At 69.3% G+C, this 18,418-nt stretch carries 15 protein-coding genes; 3 read left to right on the forward strand and 12 right to left on the reverse strand.

What is annotated here, in order from left to right:
• Positions 1–34: 34 nt before the first annotated feature.
• The 8 genes from RV986_RS05320 to RV986_RS05355 all read right to left on the reverse strand — a co-directional run bounded on the left by RV986_RS05320 (position 35) and on the right by RV986_RS05355 (position 9,450).
• Entirely contained in the window at positions 35–1,462 is a 1,428-nt protein-coding gene (locus tag RV986_RS05320) for an aromatic ring-hydroxylating oxygenase subunit alpha (RefSeq protein WP_475916268.1), read from the reverse strand.
• Positions 1,463–1,480: 18 nt separating this feature from the next.
• Positions 1,481–2,326, reverse strand: a complete 846-nt coding sequence (locus RV986_RS05325) for an SDR family NAD(P)-dependent oxidoreductase (RefSeq protein ID WP_475916269.1) — start codon at positions 2,324–2,326, stop codon at positions 1,481–1,483.
• The gene (locus RV986_RS05330; protein ID WP_475916270.1) at positions 2,326–3,933 is read right to left on the reverse strand and encodes an SMP-30/gluconolactonase/LRE family protein; all 1,608 of its coding nucleotides are present in this window, start codon (positions 3,931–3,933) and stop codon (positions 2,326–2,328) included. Before RV986_RS05330 ends, RV986_RS05325 begins: the two co-directional genes overlap by 1 nt.
• A 175-nt stretch (positions 3,934–4,108) precedes the next feature.
• A complete protein-coding gene (locus RV986_RS05335) occupies positions 4,109–5,305 on the reverse strand; it encodes an acyl-CoA dehydrogenase family protein (RefSeq protein ID WP_475916271.1) in 1,197 nt (398 codons plus the stop codon).
• Positions 5,305–6,567 (reverse strand): acyl-CoA dehydrogenase family protein, encoded by a 1,263-nt coding sequence (locus RV986_RS05340; RefSeq protein ID WP_475916272.1) that lies wholly within the window; start codon positions 6,565–6,567, stop codon positions 5,305–5,307. The genes RV986_RS05335 and RV986_RS05340 overlap by 1 nt, the downstream gene beginning before the upstream one ends.
• A 2-nt stretch (positions 6,568–6,569) precedes the next feature.
• On the reverse strand, positions 6,570–7,349 hold the full coding sequence (locus tag RV986_RS05345) for an enoyl-CoA hydratase/isomerase family protein (protein ID WP_475916273.1): 780 nt from the start codon (positions 7,347–7,349) through the stop codon (positions 6,570–6,572).
• On the reverse strand, positions 7,343–8,305 hold the full coding sequence (locus RV986_RS05350) for an acyl-CoA dehydrogenase family protein (RefSeq protein WP_475916274.1): 963 nt from the start codon (positions 8,303–8,305) through the stop codon (positions 7,343–7,345). Before RV986_RS05350 ends, RV986_RS05345 begins: the two co-directional genes overlap by 7 nt.
• Positions 8,302–9,450: an acyl-CoA dehydrogenase family protein gene (locus tag RV986_RS05355; RefSeq protein WP_475916275.1), complete on the reverse strand. Its 1,149-nt coding sequence runs from the start codon at positions 9,448–9,450 to the stop codon at positions 8,302–8,304. The genes RV986_RS05350 and RV986_RS05355 overlap by 4 nt, the downstream gene beginning before the upstream one ends.
• 194 nt (positions 9,451–9,644) lie before the next feature.
• Here RV986_RS05355 and acuI point away from each other — a divergent pair, with 194 nt between their 5' ends.
• The 3 genes from acuI to RV986_RS05370 all read left to right on the forward strand — a co-directional run bounded on the left by acuI (position 9,645) and on the right by RV986_RS05370 (position 13,706).
• A complete protein-coding gene (gene acuI, locus RV986_RS05360) occupies positions 9,645–10,628 on the forward strand; it encodes an acrylyl-CoA reductase (NADPH) (protein WP_475916276.1) in 984 nt (327 codons plus the stop codon).
• Between the two features lie 63 nt (positions 10,629–10,691).
• Positions 10,692–11,888: an FAS1-like dehydratase domain-containing protein gene (locus RV986_RS05365; protein WP_475916277.1), complete on the forward strand. Its 1,197-nt coding sequence runs from the start codon at positions 10,692–10,694 to the stop codon at positions 11,886–11,888.
• Positions 11,889–12,038: 150 nt separating this feature from the next.
• Positions 12,039–13,706 (forward strand): class I adenylate-forming enzyme family protein, encoded by a 1,668-nt coding sequence (locus tag RV986_RS05370; protein ID WP_475916278.1) that lies wholly within the window; start codon positions 12,039–12,041, stop codon positions 13,704–13,706.
• Between the two features lie 14 nt (positions 13,707–13,720).
• Here RV986_RS05370 and RV986_RS05375 read toward each other — a convergent pair whose 3' ends face one another.
• From RV986_RS05375 to RV986_RS05390, 4 genes are read right to left on the reverse strand one after another with little or no spacing between them, the layout of a single operon-like run.
• Positions 13,721–14,992, reverse strand: a complete 1,272-nt coding sequence (locus RV986_RS05375) for an acetyl-CoA hydrolase/transferase family protein (protein ID WP_475916279.1) — start codon at positions 14,990–14,992, stop codon at positions 13,721–13,723.
• Positions 14,989–15,882, reverse strand: coding sequence for an HpcH/HpaI aldolase/citrate lyase family protein (locus RV986_RS05380; protein ID WP_475916280.1), 894 nt, complete (start codon positions 15,880–15,882; stop codon positions 14,989–14,991). The genes RV986_RS05375 and RV986_RS05380 overlap by 4 nt, the downstream gene beginning before the upstream one ends.
• A gap of 37 nt (positions 15,883–15,919) precedes the next feature.
• A complete protein-coding gene (locus RV986_RS05385) occupies positions 15,920–17,086 on the reverse strand; it encodes an acyl-CoA dehydrogenase family protein (RefSeq protein ID WP_475916281.1) in 1,167 nt (388 codons plus the stop codon).
• Between the two features lie 11 nt (positions 17,087–17,097).
• The gene (locus tag RV986_RS05390) at positions 17,098–18,291 is read right to left on the reverse strand and encodes a CaiB/BaiF CoA transferase family protein (RefSeq protein WP_475916282.1); all 1,194 of its coding nucleotides are present in this window, start codon (positions 18,289–18,291) and stop codon (positions 17,098–17,100) included.
• Between the last annotated feature and the right edge of the window lie 127 nt (positions 18,292–18,418).

The following is an 18,418-nucleotide window of genomic DNA, read 5'->3' on the forward strand; positions in this document are numbered from 1 at the left end:
TCGTTCGTCCTCGGGGCATACAGGGGGGCGGGATTCAGGCGAGGTCGCGGGGCTCGCCGGTACCCATGTAAATGGCCAGGTTGTGGTGCAGGTTCACGATGCTGCGCTCGCGGTACGGGTTGGGCTTCGGGCCCGAGAACCCGCGGGCCTTCATGCCCTTCTGGACAGCGGCCATGTTGGTGAAGTCCTGCGGCAGGACCGTGCGCCAGTTGGGGTCGTCCTCCGGCGTGTACACCCACTCGGTCACCGGCTCCTCGCCGGCCGGGTACAGCTCGTACACGGCGACCTCGAAGACGCACTTGTCGGGGTCGTAGCCATGGGGCCGGGCGCTGTAGCAGAGCATGTTGTTCAGCGCGTGGCCGATCTGGAAGTTCGGGAAGATCTGCCAGGCGGTGCCGCTCTTCGCGACCTGCGCGGGTTCCACGGTCGGCCAGCTCACACCGCGCTCGGCGTCGGTGCGCCGGGCCGTGTCCAGCCAGTGCCTGAGCACCTCGGCGGCCGTGGCGTCCTCCGGCACCTCCTCGACCAGCCGGTTCGCCGCGTCGACCAGGGTCCGGGTGGTGTTGGTGTTCGCGTTCGCCCAGGTGAAGTTCTGCAGCTCGGCCGTGGACTCGCGGGGGTCGTTGCCACCGCCGAGCCGTAGCTTCGCCTGGTTCTCGTCCAGGCCCTTGGGCGCGTCGTAGCCGATGTTGCTGTGCTTGCCCTGGGCCCTGGACCACCCGAGGAAACTGCCGAACTTCATGAACTCCGGGTGGGTGTACGGGACATGATAGGTCTCCATGAACGCCTCAAGGGCGGTCTTCCAGTTGCAGTCGAAGACGAGCCAGCGACGCCACCGGTAGCGCATGTTCTCCAACTGGAAGGGATCGAGCAGGGTGGCCGCGGGCTCCAGGTAGTCGCGCAGGGGTTCGCACTCCGGGTCCATGTTGATCCAGATCCAGCCACCCCAGGTGTCGACCTCGACGTCGGCCAGGCCGGTGTTCCCCTCGGACAGCCCCCGCGGCCAGTCCTCCCGCTCGGGCACATGGGTGCACCGGCCGTCCAGGTTGTACCGCCACCCGTGGAACCCGCAGACGAACTGCCTGCCGCAGCCGCGGGCGTCCCTCTTGCCCGGCGGGATGTCGAGGAGGCGGCGCCCCCGGTGCGAGCAGACGTTGTGGTACGCGCGGAGCGTGTCCGGCGCCGTGCGGACGACGATGACCGAGTCGTCGAGGATCTCGTAGGTGAGGTAGTCACCGACCTTGGGGAGTTCCTCGACACGCCCGACCTGTTGCCACACCTTGGTCCACAGCTTGTCCCGCTCGGCCCGGGCGTACTCCTGCGAGATGTACGCCTCCACACCGATCGTCAGCGGCTGCGACAGGGCTTCGGGCGGCGTGGCCTCGGCCGGTGTGGTCTCCGTAGGTGCGGCTTCTGTCGTCGCGGGGTCCGTTGCCCGGGTGTTCTCGACGGTTTCGCTCATGACATTCTCCAGCCCGCGTCAGCGCGTTATGGCGGCTCGGAACGACTCGTCCTTGAGGAAGAGAGAGGTGTTGTCGGCGGCCAGATGGGTCCACTTGAGATCGAGGCCGCCGTCCACCAGCAGGGTCTGGCCGGTGATGTACGTCGACAGGTCGGACAGCAGGAACAGAATGGCGCCCGCCTGTTCCTCCGGCCGTCCGCGTCTGCCCATGGCGATGGCACGGCGGTCGCGTTCGGGGTCCTCGTCGACGTACGTGCCCGAGGCCGGGGTCTCGGTCACGCCGGGCGCGATGGCGTTCACCCGGATGTCGTCCCCGGCCAGTTCGACGGCCATCGTGCGGGTCGCCGCCACCAGCGCCGCCTTGGCCGTGCCGTAACCGATGTGCAGGGGCGCCGAGTTCATGCCGCTGATGGAGGAGATCGAGACGATCGACCCGGGCCGGCCCTGGGCCTTCAGGTCCGCGGCGACCGCCTGGCTCATGAAGAACATCGTTTCGAGGTTCTGGGTGAACAGCGCGCGCCAGTCGGCCCGGGTCACCCGGGTGGACGGCATCCAGGTCGAGGGGGCGGCGCCACCGGCGACGTTGACGAGCCCGTACAGCTCGCCGTTCGTCCGGCCGACCTCCTTCATCACGAGCGCGATGCCGTCGTCGGTGGAGGCGTCGGCGGCGACCGGCACGACCGAGAGGCCCTCGGCCGCCAGGGGCGCGACATGCTTCTCCAGGTTCTGCGGGGAACGGCTCACCGCGATCACCGTCGCCCCGGCGCGGGCGACCATGCCGGTCACCGCGGTGCCGATGCCACCGCCAGCCGCGCCGCTGACCACGACGATGCGTCCGTCCAGCCCGAGGAGGTCGTGGCTCATCACCCGGCTCCCCCCGTCTCGCGGAGTGCCAGGACGCTGCCGTCGGCGTCGGCGGAGACGTAGAGCGTGCCGTCCGGTCCGGCGGCGATGCCGGCGAAGGGGCCCTGGGGGCCGGAGAACGGCGGCAGTCCCCGCAGCGGTTTGGGGGTCACACCGGGCGGGGCGCCCACCGGCAGCTCACGGGCGATCGTGTGCCGGGCCTTGCTGTCGAGATCGACGCCGATCAGCGCCTTGAGACCGGTGTCGACGATGTAGAGGCGTCCACCGCGTACCAGGATCCCCTGGGGCTTCTCCAGACCGTCGACCACCGTGTCGACGCCCGCGCCGGTGATGGCGACGATCCGTCCCGCGCCGGATTCGGAGACGAGACAGGTGCCGTCGGGGCCGAAGGCCACGCCGAGCGGTTCGTTCAGACCGGAGGCCAGCTCCTCGACCTGGCCGGACCTGAGGGAGAGCACACGGCCCGTGCCGAACTCCGCGGTCACGACGGCCCCGCCGGGTGCGACCACCACGCCGTAGAGCTGGTCGAGTTCCTGGGCCAGCACCTCGCTCTCCCGGCTCTCCGGCGAGTAGCGCGCGACCTGACCGCCCGAGGTGGTGACGATGAACTCGCCCCCGCCCACTGCGGTCACCCCTCTGACGAAGCCGGGGTAGCCGGGGGTGAAGAGCATCCCGAGCGTCCGCAGCTCACCGCCGGGACGGAGGGCGTAGAAGAACGTCCCGTCGGCGATGTAGAGAGTGCCGTCGTCGCCCACGGTCAGATCCAGCGGCCAGTTCAGGCCACCCGGCAGCGTCGTACGGGTCTCTCCCCCGCTCAGGATCTCGGTGATCTCCCCGGTGAAGTTCGACACGAAGAGCCGGTCGCCCACGAAGGTGCAGTTGTCGAGGCCGGGGTTCAGAGCGGCCAGAACCGTGCGCTCACCACTGCGGGGATCGATGCGCAGCACCTCGCCCGTCGCCACCTGGGTGGAGACGATGTACCCCTGGGAGTCGAACTTCACGGAGTCGGGGACCCCGAGGTCCCCCACGACCCGTTCGGGCTCGCCGCCGTCCGGATGGATCCGCCAGATGTCGTTGGTTCCCATCACCGGGTAGTAGAGGAGACCGTCGGGTCCGACCTCCATGGCGTTGGGCATCGCCACGTTCTCCAGCATCACGCGGGGCGCGCCGCCGTTCGGATCGAGCTCCAACAGGCGTCCGCCGATGCGGCATTCGCCGATGAACAGACGTCCCTGGTGCACGGTGATGCCGTTCGCGCAGGGGAGGTCGTCGCGCAGGACCCGCGAACGGCCGTCGGCGCCGCGCACGCTCACCCGTCCGTCCATGACCTCGGTGGCGTAGAGGTCGCCCTGCGGGCCGAAGGCCACGTCGTCCGGCGCGATGATGTCGCCGCCCTTGGCGCTGATGGTCTCCAGCCGGCCCGTCTCGACGTCGATCGCGCTGATCTGACTGCCGGTCACCTGTGCCACATAGACGCGGCCGTCCGGACCGGTGCGCAGACCATTCGCGCCGAACAGCCGACTGGGTGGGGTGAGCCGTTCCAGACTCCACCCCTCGGCGAGGTTTATCGATGTGGCGCTGGTATGGCGCGCCCCTGGCAGCAACATGGTGACGGACTCCCGGAAACCTCGTCGTTGAGGTGAATGCCCTTCTCTGGTGTGAGAATCACACTCTCATTTCAATCTAGCGTTTGTTAGGGGCGTAGGCAATGGACCGTTATGCAATTTCGCTCCACTACGCCCGCCGGCCGGCACATGCCTTTCGTCGTCGATGCCGGGCCGGTCATCGGTACCGCCCGGCCAGCCGTCGGCGGTGCGCGGCGGGTGAGCCGAACAGCGCGCGGTTGAGCGTGGCGCGCTTGAGGTAGAGGTGGATTCCGCTCTCCCACGTGTAGCCCATGCCGCCGTGCAGCTGCATCGCTCTGCCCACGACGTCGACCGCGGCGGCACAGGTGTACGACTTCGCCATCGAGGCCGCGGCCCCCGCCTCGGCGTGGCCCTCGGCGATCCCCCGCACGGCCCCGGACACCAGCTGCCGGGCCACCGAGACCTGCACCAGCATGTCCGCGCAGGCGTGCTTCACGGCCTGGAACGAACCGATCGGCCGGCCGAACTGCTCACGGGTACGGGTGTGCGCGACCGTCGCCGCCAGCATGGCCTCGGCCAGGCCGAGGCTGTCGCACGCCGTCGCGACCGCGGCCCGGTCGAGCAACCGCCGTACCGCGGCCCGCGGATCGCCGTCGAACCGCAGCACGGACCCCTCGGCCAGGGCCACCCCGTCGGCCCGCACCAGCCCGAACCGGCGCGTGGCGTCCAGGACCGGCTGCCCGGTCACCGTCAGCCCCTCGGCTTCCGGGCCGAGGAGTACGACGACGGGTGTACCGGCCGGGTCGAGCGCCAGGAGCAGCAGTCGGTCCGCCTCGGCGGCGTCGGGCACGAAGCCCGCGTGGCCGTGCAGCTCCGGCCCCGCCGGGGACTCCTCGATCCGGAAGGGCACGGCACCGTCCAGGGCGAAGGGGGTGCTGTCACCTCCGTACGGGCCGCCGTCCACTCCGTGCGGGGCACCGTCCACCAGGGCGTCGTCGGTGCCGTCCACCAGGGCGGCGGTCAGCGCCTGCGTCCCGTTCGCCGTCCGGCGCAGCGACTCGTCCCGTTCGACGCCCGGTTCGAGGGCGGCCAGTGTCCCCGCGGCCAGTACGACGGTGCCGAGGCAGTCGGTGCGGGCGGCCGCCCGGCCGAGTTCCTCCAGTACCACCGCCGTCTCCGCGAAGGTGACACCGGCGCCGTCCAGTTCCTCGGGGACCTCAAGGCCGAGCCACCCGGCCGCGGCCGACTGCCACCGGGGCACCCCGTCGGACGCCCGGCCCTTCGCGAGCAGTTCGCGGGCGACCGCGCGCAGTTCGTCGCGCGCCTCACCACGGGCCTCTCCCGCCCCGCGCGCCTCGCGTACCTCGCGCACCTCGGTCTCCGGCGTGGTCATCAGGTCCCCACCGGCTCTCGGGGCAGTCCCAGGCCACGCTCGCCGATGATGGTGCGCTGGATCTCGCTCGTCCCGCCCGGGATGGTCCACTCCCACGAGCCGATGAAGTCGAGCACCCAGGCGCCGGACTCCCAGCCGCTGGAGGCGGGCTTGTCCAGCACCGTATGCCCGGCCGGTCCCGCGATCTCGACTCCGAAGTCCATCGTGCGCTGCAGCAGTTCGCTGTAGTAGAGCTTGACGATCGAGGCGTCGGCCGGCCCTACTCCGCCGCTCTCGTGCCGCTCCACCAGGTCACGGCAGAGCGCCCGCAGGCCGGTGATCTCGGTCTCCAGAGCCGCCAACCGGTCGGCCACCAGCGGGTCGTCGAGCGGACGCCGCCCCCGCGGACCGGGCCTGCCGCAGGCCTCGACCAGCCACCGGAAGCCGGCCTTGCCCAAGCGTTCGGCCAGTTCCAGCATCGTCATGCCGCGCTCGGCGCCCAGCGTCTGCTGTGCCACCCGCCACCCTTCGTTCTCGGGGCCGACGAGGTCGGCCGCGGGCACGACGACGTCGTCGAGGAAGATCTCGCAGAAGTGCGCGCCGCCGGTGGCCTGACGGATCGGCCGTACGTCGATGCCGGGGCTGCGCATGTCCAGCAGGAAGTAGGAGATACCGCGGCGCTTCGGGGCGCGCGGGTCGGTCCGGGCGAGCAGCAGGCACCGGTCGGCGTGCAGCGCGCCGCTCGCCCACAGCTTCTGGCCGTTGACGAGGTAGGCGTCGCCCTGCCTGCGGGCGGTCGTCCGCAGGGCGGCGAGATCGGACCCTGCCTCGGGCTCGGAGAAGCCCTGGACCCAGATCTCGCCGTCCAGGATCGCCGGGAGGTGGCGTCGGCGCTGTTCGTCGGTGCCCGCGACGAGCAGTGTGGAGGCGGCATGGTGGATCGCGACGAAGGCCAGGACCAGCCGCGGCGCGTCCTGCGCGGCCAGCTCCTGGTGGAGCACGATCTGCTGGGCGGCCGACATCCCGCCGCCCCACTCCCGCGGCCAGTGCGGGACGGCGAGGCCGGCCGCTCGCAGCTGCCGGAACCACTCCTTCTGGAAGCCGACGAACTCCGCGTCGGACACACCGGTCTGCGCACGCCGCCACTGCGCCGGGACATGCCGGCGACACCAGTCCCGTACGGCGAAGCGGAACTCACCGAGGTCGTCGGGCCAGGAGGTCACGGCCGGGGACAGCACGGCCGGGCGTGGTGTGCCCCCGTGGCGAGGCGGTGGGGACGGCATCGTCACCGCTCCTTCCGCAGGACCGCGAGCAGCCGTTCCCGGTGCTCGTCGGACTGCATGGTCGCGACCTCGGCGGCGAAACCCGCCTGCACCGCACCGCTCAGCGCCTGGGTCAGATACATGTTGACCACCCGCTTGGTCCCCTGCAGCGCCGACGCCGGCTGGGCGGCGAACCGCTCGGCGAGAAGTCGGGCCTGCGCCATCAGGTCCTCCGGCGCGGTCGTACGGGTCGCGAGGCCGAGATCGACCGCGGTCGCGGCGGGAATCCGGTCGCCGGTGTACAGGTACTCCCGGGACCTCAGGATCGGGCTGAGCAGCGGCCAGAAGGCGGCGCCACCGTCCCCCGCCACCAGGCCGACGGAGACATGCGGGTCGGCCAGATGGGCGGTCCGCGACATGAGTACGACGTCGCAGAGCACCGCCATGCTGCACCCCAGCCCGACGGCCGGGCCGTTGACGGCGGCGATCACCGGCAGCGGGAAGCGCAGCAGCTCGTCGATGATCCGGGCGCCTTCGCGGATGCTGTCGTCCCGGGCGGCGGTGTCCTCCAGGAAGGAGGTGATCCAGTCGAGGTCGCCACCCGCGCAGAACGACCGCCCGGCGCCCGTGAGGATCACCGCCTTCGCCTCCTCGTCCGCCGCCAGCTGCTGCCAGACGACGGACAGGGCCCGGTGCAGGTCCTGGTTGACGGCGTTGTGCTGGTCGGGCCGGTTGATGACGACGATCCTGATCGGCCCGTCGGCCTCGACGATCAGCTCCTCGGGGAGGTCGTACTTCACCATGTCGGCCGTCCAGGTCGGTCGTCGGCATCGTTGAACAGCCCGGTCAGGCCGCGCCGGTCCACCAGTCGGGCCAACTGGTCCCGGGTGGCGGACAGGCCGAGCGGCAGCCGGCGTATCGGCTGGCTGTAGCGCGACAGCCAGGACAGGAACGCCTCGTCGCAGAACCCGGTGGCGCCCTGCAGCTGATGTGCGACGCGGAACACGGTCTGCGCCGCCTCCAGCGCGGCCAGTCGCAGGGCCAGGGCGTCGGCGAGCGCGTCCGCCGGGCGGGCCCGCAGGCTCCACAGCGCGTACTTGGCGAGCATCTCGACGCCGCCGCGCTCGACTTCGGCGTCGGTGAGCTGGAACTGCACCGCCTGGAAGGCCGAGAGGGGCTGGCCGAACTGGGTGCGGACGACCACGTGCGCGCGGGTGAGGTCGATCGCGCGGTCGAGCATGCCGAGCAGCGTCCAGCACGGCAGGACCAGTCCCAGCGCCGCGTCGGCCGTGCCGTCGCCGTCGATGCGGGTGAGGTCGAGGTCGGCGACGAAGGCCGACCGGCGGGGCGGCGAGTCCTGCGGCCGGGCCACCGCGCGGCTGCGCTCGCCGCCCGGTGTCACGGCCACCCAGCTCAGGTCGAGTTCGGCCACCGCGCCGGCCGGAGCGGCGTCGCCGACGACCAGCAGTCCGTCGGCGTCGAGGTCGGCGGGGCGGCACAGCCGCTCGGCGACCGGGTAGGCCAGGGCCCAGTGGCCCGCGGACCGGCAGACCGCGGCCGCCGCCTCCAGTTCGTCGGCGCTGCCCCGTACATCCAGCTCCCAGGCACCGAGTTCGGCCAGTACCGGCGCCACGAGCTTCTCGCGGCGGTCCGGTTCCTCCTCGGCCTGCTGTACGAGCCGGTCGCCACCGGCCGCCTCCAGGGCCCGCAGCACCTGTCGGCCGTACTCCGTCGCCTCCCTGCTCAGGTCGATGTTCACACGGCCGCCAGCAGGGCCCGGGCCAGCAGAATGCGCTGCATCTCGATGCTTCCCGAGGCGACGGTGGACGCCTGCGCGTACCGCCAGTGGTCCTGCACCGCACGCTGGAAGCGACGCCCGTCCAGACCGGTGAGCCGGCCGTGCCCGACGATCTCCATGAGCACCTCGGCGCTGTCCTGGTCGAGTTGGGTGACGGCGATCCGGTAGGCGGCGGTGTCACCGGGGCCCACCCTGCCCTCGCTCTGCAGCGCGAGCACCCGGTAGGCCAGCAGCCGGGCCCGTCGGCAGTGCACCAGCATCCCGGCCCAGCGGCCCCGCAACTCCGCGGGCAGGGTGTCCCATTGGTCCCCGAGGGCCGACGGGGCGGACTGCAGCAGGCGCTCGCAACGGGCGTACCGGGCGATGCCCACGCGCTCGAACGCCAGCACCTCCTGTACGACCTTCCAGCCGTCGTCGACCGTGCCCAGGACGTCGGCCGGGCCGACCCGGACCTCGTCGAGGAAGACCTCGTTGAGATGGTGCGGGCCGATCATGGAGCGGATGGGCCGGACCTCGATGCCCGCGCGCTCCATCGGCACCAGGAAGATCGTGAGCCCCTGCTGCTTCCTGGCCCCGCGGGAGGTGCGGGTGAGCAGGAAGCACCACTGGGCCATGGTGGCGTAGGAGGTCCAGATCTTCTGTCCGGAGACCTGCCAGCCGTCCCCGTCCGGGCGGGCCGCGGTCCGCAGGGACGCGAGGTCGGATCCGGCGTCCGGTTCGCTGAAGCCCTGACACCAGATCACCTCGCCACGGGCGATGGGCGGCAGATGGCGGCGGCGCTGCTCCGCAGTGCCGTGCCGCATGATGGCCGGCCCCACCCAGTTGACCCCCATGTACTGGGCCCCCCGGGGCTCGTGGTGCGCCCACATCTCCTCGCGGACGACGGTCTGCTCCCACACCGAGGCGCCCCGGCCGCCGAACTCCTCGGGCCAGGCCAGGCAGAGCAGTCCGCGCTCGGCCAGCAGTCGGCAGAACCGCTGGGCGACCTCCAGATCCGCCGGATCCTCGGTGAACGCGCCCAGGAAGTCGTCCGGTACGTGCTCGCGCACCATGCCGCGCAGCTGTGCACGCAGCGCCGTGGCGTCCTCCCCCAACCTGAAGTCCATGGACCCCACGGTATTTCAATCCTTGCAATGATTGCTAGCCTTGCAAACGAACAGGCTGACGATCATCCCCGGAGGTTGACGCCGCCACGTCACCGTGCAAGCATCATGCTCACATACGGAGAATGCCATTCTCATTCGCGAGATGTGGTTATACGTCAGTGCCAGAGCGAGCCGAGGTAAGGACAAGTTCTGCGATGTTTTCGGCACTCCTGATCGAGAAGGGCGAGTCGGGACAGACGGTTTCGCTCACGAATCTGGATGAGGCGGATCTGCCCGACGGCGATGTCAGTATTGACGTCGAATATTCCACCCTGAATTACAAGGACGGCCTCGCCATCACGGGCGCGTCACCCGTGGTGCGCGCATTCCCCATGGTGCCCGGCGCCGATCTCTGCGGTGTCGTCACCGAAAGCACCCACGCGGATTGGCAGAAGGGCGACCGCGTCGTGCTCAACGGCTGGGGCGTGGGTGAAACCCACTGGGGCGGACTCGCGCAACGCGCACGCCTGAGCGGAGACTGGCTCGTGCCTCTGCCGGCCGCCTTCACCGCCCGGCAGGCGATGGCCATCGGCACGGCGGGCTATACGGCGAGCCTGTGCGTGAACGCGCTGCTCGACCATGGTGTGCGTCCCGAGCAGGGCGAGATCCTCGTGACGGGGGCGACGGGCGGAGTCGGGAGCGTCGCGATCGCCCTGCTGACGAAGGCCGGCTTCGCCGTGGCCGCCGCAACCGGCAAGGCCTCGGAGTCCGAGTACCTCCACCGGCTCGGCGCCGTGACGGTGTTGGACCGCGCCGCGTTCTCCGCGGCGGGCAGGCCGCTGCAGAAGGAGCGCTGGGCGGGTGTCGTCGACTCCGTCGGCAGCCACACCCTGGCCAACGCCTGTGCGCAGACGCGCTACGGCGGCACGGTCGCCGCATGCGGTCTGGCCCAGGGCATGGACTTCCCGGCGTCGGTCGCCCCGTTCATTCTGCGCGGGGTCTCCCTGCTCGGCATCGACAGCGTGATGGCACCGAGCAGGCCGCGACTGGCCGCCTGGGAGCGCCTCGCACGCGACCTCGACGGGGACGCGCTGGACGCGATCGCCCAGGAGATCGGTCTGGGGGACGCGATCGCCGCCGCGGGCCGGCTCATGGAGGGCAAGGTGCGCGGCCGCGTCGTCGTCGACGTCCGTCGATGACCAAAAGCGCATGAACAGACGAGGCCGACGTCACATCGACGACCGGGAGAATCGGGAGCAGGCGTGAGCAAGAAGTCCACCGAAGCAGAGATCACCGAACTCGACCTCTCCGACGTCGACCACCGCGTGGGCAAGCCGGTCGGCGGCGGGCAGTTGTGGGATCCGTGCAGCACCTCCGACATCCGCCGCTGGGTGATGGCGATGGACTATCCCAATCCGCTGCACTGGGACGAGGAGTTCGCGCGCGCGTCCAGGTTCGGGGGCCTGGTCGCACCGCAGTCCATCGCGGTCGGCCTCGACTACGGGCACGGCGCCCAGCCCGCGTGCGTGGGACACATCCCCGGCAGCCATCTGATCTTCGGCGGCGAGGAATGGTGGTTCTACGGCTGCCCGGTGCGCGCCGGGGACAAGCTCTTCCAGGAGCGGCGCTTCCACGACTACAAAGTGACGGAGACGAAGTTCGCCGGGCCCACGATGTTCTCGCGCGGAGACACCACCCACACCAACCAGCACGGCACACTGGTGGCACGTGAACGGTCCACCGCGATCCGCTATCTCGCCCTCGAAGCGGAGAAGCGCGGCATGTACCAGGACCAGGGCATGGTGGTGAAGCGCTGGTCGGACAGCGAGCTGAACGAGATCGAGAAGCTGCGCCACGAGTGGCTCCTGTCGAACCGGCTGGGCGTCTCACCGCACTTCGAGGAGGTACGCGTCGGGGACAAGCTGCCCCGCCGGGTGATCGGCCCGCACAGCATCGCCAGCTTCACCACCGAGTACCGTGCCTTCCTCTTCAACATCTGGGGCACGTTCCACTGGGTCGCGCCGCCCGGCGTCAAGGATCCCTGGATCAACCAGGACCCCGGGTGGGTCGACGGCTTCGGCTTCGACGAGGAAGGCGCCAAGATCGACCCGCGCAAGCGCGACGGGCTCTACGTCGGCCCCTCGCGCGGCCACATCGACAGCGACAAGGCCGGCGAGATCGGGATGGGACGCGCCTACGGCTACGGCGCCACCCTGGGCGCCTGGTGCACCGACCACCTCTCCTACTGGGCCGGCCACGACGGCATGGTGCGCCATTCCAAGGCGGACTTCCGCGGCCCCGCCTTCGAGGGCGACGCCACCTATTTCGACGCCGAGGTCGTCGGCAAGGAACCGGAATCGACGTGGGGCGTGCCGCTCGTCCAGGTGAAGCTGCGCCTCACCGACCAGAACGGTGGCCTGCTGGTGACCTGCACGGCCGAGGTCGAGCTGCCGTACTAGCAACGGCTCGGGAGACGGGCGCCGGGCCGGCAACGGCTCGGGAGTGACGGGCGCTTCGGCGCGAACCAGAGGTGATGGGGGCGAGGAGCGATGGGGCGGGAAGCGATGGGCGCCGGGACGAACGCCGAATCCGGGGGAACCCTTTCGATCGTGTCGGGCCCACCGCTGAGCGCCGAAGCGGGGCTCGGGCAGCTCACCCTGCCCGGTTTCCTGCGCGAGGTGACAGCCCTGTACGGCGAGCGCGAGGCGCTCGTGATGCGCACGGCGGACGGTACCGTCCGCTGGTCGTACGCCGAACTCTGGGAGCGCGCCGTCGACGTGGCACGCGCGCTGCGCGCGTGCGGCGTGGGCAAGGACAGCCGCGTGGGCGTGCTGATGACCAATCGCGCCGAATGGATCGCGGCGGTGTTCGGCACCTCGCTCGCCGGCGGGGTGGCGGTCACGCTCAGCACGTTCTCGACGCCGCCCGAGCTGGAGCACTTGCTCCAGGAGTCCTGTGTCTCTGTGCTGTTGTTCGAGCGGAAGGTGCTGAAGAAGGACATCGCCGCCGTTCTCACCGAGTTGGAGCCGGAGATCGGCAAGGCGGCGCCCGGCACCCTGCGATCGGCGAGGTTCCCGTTCCTGCGCCGTCTCGCCCTGGTCGGCGAGGCCGTGCCGGGCGGCACGATCGACACCTGGGACGCCTTCCTGGAACGCGGCCATGCCGAGCCGCGCGAACTGGTCGAGGAGACGGCCGCGGCGGTGCGGCCGAGCGACACGGCCGTGCTCTTCTTCTCGTCGGGCTCCACGAGCCGGCCGAAGGGCATCCTGAGCGCGCATCGCGGTGTCGCCATCCAGCTGTGGCGCTTCAGGCGCATGTACCGATTCGGCCCGGAGGACCACATCCGCTGCTGGACGGCCAACGGTTTCTTCTGGTCCGGGAACTTCGCCATGGGTCTGGGTACGACCTTCGCCAGCGGCGGGACCCTGGTGCTGCAATCCACCTTCGTCGCCACGGAGGCGCTCGAACTCATGCAGGAGGAGCGGGTGAACTTCCCGCTCGCCTGGCCGCACCAGTGGGCGCAGTTCGAGAGCGCGCCCAACTGGGGCCAGGTGGACCTGAGCGCCATACGGTTCGCGGATCTCACCACCTCCGTCGCACGCCACCCCACCGTGTCGACCACCTGGTCCGAGCCCGGCAGCGCCTACGGCAACACGGAGACCTTCACGATCACGACGTGTTTCCCCGCCAACACCCCGCCGCAGGTGACCGCGGGCAGCAGTGGCGCGGCGCTGCCGGGCGTGACCGTCGAAATCGTCGACGCGCTCACGGGCGTCGTCGTGCCACGCGGCGAGCGCGGCGAGATATGCGTCAAGAGCCCCACCCTCATGCTGGGCTACCTCGGCCAACCGCTCGATGAGACCCTCGATGCCGAAGGCTTCTTCCACACCGGTGACGGCGGCCATCTCGACGCGGTCGGCCGGCTCTTCTGGGAGGGCAGGCTCACCGACATCATCAAGACGGGCGGGGCGAATGTCTCACCGCTGGAGGTGGACGAGGCCCTCGTCGGCCATCCCGGCATCAAAGTGACACGCACCGTGGGCGTGCCGCACGCAACACTCGGTGAATCCGTCACCACCTGCGTCGTCCCCCATGAAGGCGCGGTCCTCGAACCGGAGAAGATACGCGCCTTTCTGCAGGAACGCCTGGCGAGCTACAAAGTGCCGCGCCATGTGCTTTTCTTCCGCGACGAAGAACTCGCACTCACCGGCAGCGCGAAGATCAAGACCAGCGATCTTCGCGAACTGGCCGCCGAGCGGCTGCGGGAACGGGCCTGAGGGCGGCACAGAACCTAGAAACCTCGCTGCTGAACGGTACGGGCCGCCCGCGCCAGCTCTTCCCGGAAATCGGGGTGCGCGATGGCGATCAGACGGTGGGTGCGCTCGGCCAGCGTCCGGCCCTTGAGCTCGGCCGCCCCGTATTCGGTGACGACGACGTCGACGTCACTGCGCGCGGTGGTGACCGGTCCCGACAGAGTGACGGCGATCCTGCTGATCGTGCCGCCCTTGGCCGTGGCGGGCAGGGCGATGACGGCGTGACCACCGGGTGAGCGGGCACCCGCGCGAACGAAGTCCACCTGGCCGCCCGTGCCGCCGAGGTAGGCCGAACCGCTCTGTTCGGCGTTCACCTGGCCCGTCAGATCGACCTCCATCGCCGAGTTGATGGTCACCAGTTTGTCCAGCTGTGCGAGCACGGCCGCGTCATGGGTGTACGACGTGGCGCACATGCGGATCTGCGGATTTCGGTGGGCGAACTCATACAGGCGCTTGGTGCCGATCAGGGCGCCGTTGATCGAAACCCCGCGGTCGATGCGTTTGCGCGCATTGGTGACGACGCCCGCCTCGACCAGCTCGACCAGGCCGTCACCCAGCATTCCGGAGTGCACGCCGAGGTCCTTGCGGTCGTGCAGCAGACGAAGAAGGGCATCCGGCACAGCGCCGACCCCGGTCTGGATGACGGAACCGTCCTCGATGTACGCGGCCGCGTGCTCCGCGATGGCCACGTCGGTCGCGCCGATTCTCCCTGGTGGCACCTCCACGGGAGGACGCGAGACATGCACCGCGCAATCGATCTCGGCCGCGGCCAGCAGTTCACCGTGGGTGAAGGGAATCCGGTCGTTGACCTCCGCGATGACGACCCGGGCCTTCGCGACGGCGGCCCGCACATAGTCGCTGACGAGACCGAAGCTGTGGTCTCCGCTCGCGTCGGCCGGACTGACCTGTACGAAGGCGACATCGCACCCGATGACCCCCGCTTCGATCATCGGCCCGATCTGGCTGACATGGCAGGGGATCACACTGAGCCGGTGCGCCTTGGTCAGTGAGCGCAGCGCGCCGATCGCCCCCATGCTGGACAGCGAGAATCCGCTCACGTTGTCGGGGGTGAAAAGACCGGAGAAACTCGTCGCGATGAAGGCCGAGAGCCCGCCGATGCCAGGGCTTTGGTCGATCAACGCCTCGATCAGTGTGGTCGGTTCGCCGCAGGCCTGGCCCATGACGATGCGGTCACCGGGGCGCAGGAACCGGCCGAGGTCCAGGTCACCGGCGTCGGACATGACCTTCATGCGCGTTCCCCCGACGCCAACAGTGCCTGTGCGCGGGCAAGATGAGGTCGGTCGAGCATGACGCCCTTGTGGCCGATGGCGCCGACGCCGGGATGGGCGGCGAAGAGATCGACGATTTCCTGAGCGGCGGCCCGCTCCTCCTCCGTGGGCGTGAAGGCCGCGTTGATGACATCGACCTGGGCGGGGTGGATGGCCAGCATGCCGCGGTAGCCGTCACGGCGTACCTTCTCGGCTCGTCCGCGCAGCCCTTCCACGTCACGGAAGTCGCCCTGGATGGTCTCGATGGGCGCCACACCGGCAGTGGCCGCGCCCAGGAGGCACAGGCTTCTGGCGAGCTCGTAGGTGAAGCCGTAGCTTCCGTCGGGGTTCCGGTTCTCGGCCGCCCCCACGGCGTCCGCGAGATCCTCCGCGCCCCAGGTCATGGCGACCAGCCTCGGCGCGCCTTTGTACGTGCCGGTGGTGAACATGCCTTCGGCCGTCTCGGTCACCAGGACGATCACCTTGGTCGAACCCTGCTCCACACCGGCGGAGACCTCCAACGCCGAGAGGTAGTGGTCCAGTCGCTCCACATCCGCACGGCCGCGTGACTTGGGAAGCATGATGCCTCCGGGCCGGGCGGGTGTCACCGCGGCCAGGTCGGCCAGTGCGTGGGGGCCGTCCAGCGGATTGATCCGTACCCACAAGCGGCTTCTGGCCTCTTTCGGACGGTCCGCAAGGAAGTCCGAGATCATGGCGCGCGACTTGGGTTTTCCCTCCTCTGTCACCGCGTCCTCAAGATCGAGGAGGACGATGTCCGCCGCACCGGCGGCGGCCTTTTCCATCTTCCTTTCGCTGTCGCCGGGGGCGAACAGCCAGGAGCGCGCGCTGAAGGTTTCTCCGGTGCCGGTCATCGGTACTCCCCGTCCTCGATTCAGTGGTGTTTCCGGTTCAGTAGGACTTGGGCAGGTCGAGCACCTTTTCGGCCAGGAAGTTCAGGATCATATGGGGGCTCACCGGTGCGGTCCGCGGTATGAGGATCTCCCGCAGATAGCGTTCGACGTGGTATTCCTGCGCGTATCCCATACCGCCCAGGGTCAGCATCGCGGTGTGGCACGCCTCGAATCCCGCCTCGGCGGCCAGGTACTTTCCGGCGTTCGCTTCGACACCGCAGTCCAGACCCTTGTCGAACATCGTGGCCGCCTTCATGACCATCAGGTTGGCGGCCTCCAGCTGGGCCCAGCACTTCGCGAGCGGATGCTGGATGCCCTGGTTCATACCGATGGGGCGGTCGAAGACGATGCGTTCCCTGGCATAGCGGGCCGCGCGTTTGACGGCCACGCGTCCGAGTCCGACGGCCTCGGCGCCGAGCAGTATGCGCTCGGGATTGAGGCCATGGAGAATGATCTGGAATCCTGCGCCTTCGGCTCCTATCCGGTCTTCCTCGGGAATCCACAGGTCGGAGATGAACAACATGTTCGAGTCGACGGCGTGCCGGCCCATCTTGTGGATCATGCTGATCTCGATCCTGGAACGATCGAGATCGGTGAAGAACAGTGACAGTCCCTCCGTCTTGCGTTTCACCTCGTCGAGGGGCGTCGTGCGGGCGAGCAGCATCATCTTGTTCGCCACTTGCGCGACGGAGATCCAGATCTTCTCCCCGTTGACCAGATATCCGCCGTCGCGCGGTTCCGCGCGGGTGGTGAGCTTCGTCGTGTCGAGGCCCGTGTTGGGCTCGGTCACCGCGAAGCAGATGCGGTCCTCACCACTGAGCACAGGCGGGATCATGCGCCGCCGCTGCTCCTCGGTTCCGAACTGCGCCACCGGCTGCATGCTGAAGACCGGGCCGTGAATGCTGGAGGCGGCGGTCATCCCGCCGCCCGACTCGGCGACGGCCTGCATCATGATCGCGGCTTCGGTGATGCCCATGCCCGAGCCGCCCAGCGCCTCGGGCATGGCGACGCCCAGCCAGTCGGAATCGGCCATCGATTTATGGAACTTATGCGGAAAGACACCTTCACGGTCCAGTTCGAGCCAGTACTCGTCGGAAAACTGCGAGCAGAATTCGAGAACCGCGTCCCGGATGGTCTGCTGGTCTTCCGTGAGGGAGAAATCCACGATCGCACCCCTTATTCCTGTGATGAAGCCGACGCGTCCCTACCGAGCGCGGACATGATCTCCTGCGTGTGTGCGCCGAGCCTGGGGGCCGGACCGGCGATACGACCGGGCGTCCGCGAGAACCAGGTCGGCGTACCCGGAAAACGCACCGGCCCGTTCGGCGTGTCCACCGTCTCGAAGAATCCCACTTCGTTCAGATGCGGATTGTCGAACAGCTCGTCGAGCGTGCGGACCGGCGCGGCCGGAATGTCAAGAGATCGAAGCAGGTCCAGCCAGTCCCGCGTCGTGCGCTCCGTGAAGGTCTCCGCGAGCAGGGCGTAGACGGTGTCGATCTGGCACGCTCGCTGTTCGAGGGTGGCGAAGTGCTCGCCGGCCCACTTCGGCTTCACGACGGCGACGAATGCGGACCACTGCTTGTCGTTGTACACCAGTGCGGATATATGGCCGTCCTTGGTGCGGTACGGTTTTCGATTCGGTGCCACGGCGCGGGGATACGTCGCGGAACCCAGCGGAGGACTGAACATCGCGCCATTGGCATGTTCGACCAGCATGAAGGCGGCCATGGTCTCGAACATGCTGACTTCGACCTCCTGGCCCTCACCGGTCCGCTCGCGGTGGAACAGCGCCATCATCGTGGCGTACAGGGCGGTCATTCCGGCCACCTTGTCCGCCAGGATGGTGCCGACATAGCCGGCCTCGCCGGTCAGCAGCTGCTGCGCGAACGGCAGGCCGCATTCCGCCTGGATCGTGTCGTCGTAAGCGGTGAGATCCGCGTCCGGGCCGCGGCGGCCGTAACCGTAACAGTTGGTGTAGACGATCGACGGATTGAGCGCGGCCACTTCTTCGTAACCGAATCCCAGTTTGGCAATGGCCTTCGCGCGCATCGAATGGATGAACACATCGCTGCTCTTGATGAGTTCACACAACGCGGCTTTTCCGTCCTCGGAACGCAGATCCAGCACCGCGCTGCGCTTGCCGCGGTTCACATTGACGAAGACGCCGCCCATACCCGGTTCCGGCCCGACCGAGATATAGCGGGTGTTGTCACCCGCGGGGGGCTCGACCTTGATCACGTCCGCTCCCATGTCGGCCATGATCTGGGTGCAGTACGGCCCCATGACCATCGCCGTCAGATCGACCACGCGCACGTCCGACAGAGGGCCGGGGTGCCGTGTCCGGCCGCGCCGCTGCTCGCTTGCCTTCACGTGTCGACCACTCCTCTGCCGGCGGGGACGGACCCGGCCTCCGGCCCGGAGGAGCCCCGCGGGCGCGAACGACCTCTCGGGGACGGTGCCCATCGAGCCTATAGGATGAATCTTTACAAGGATAGTG

It is taken from the genome of Streptomyces sp. RLA012 (assembly GCF_056270325.1).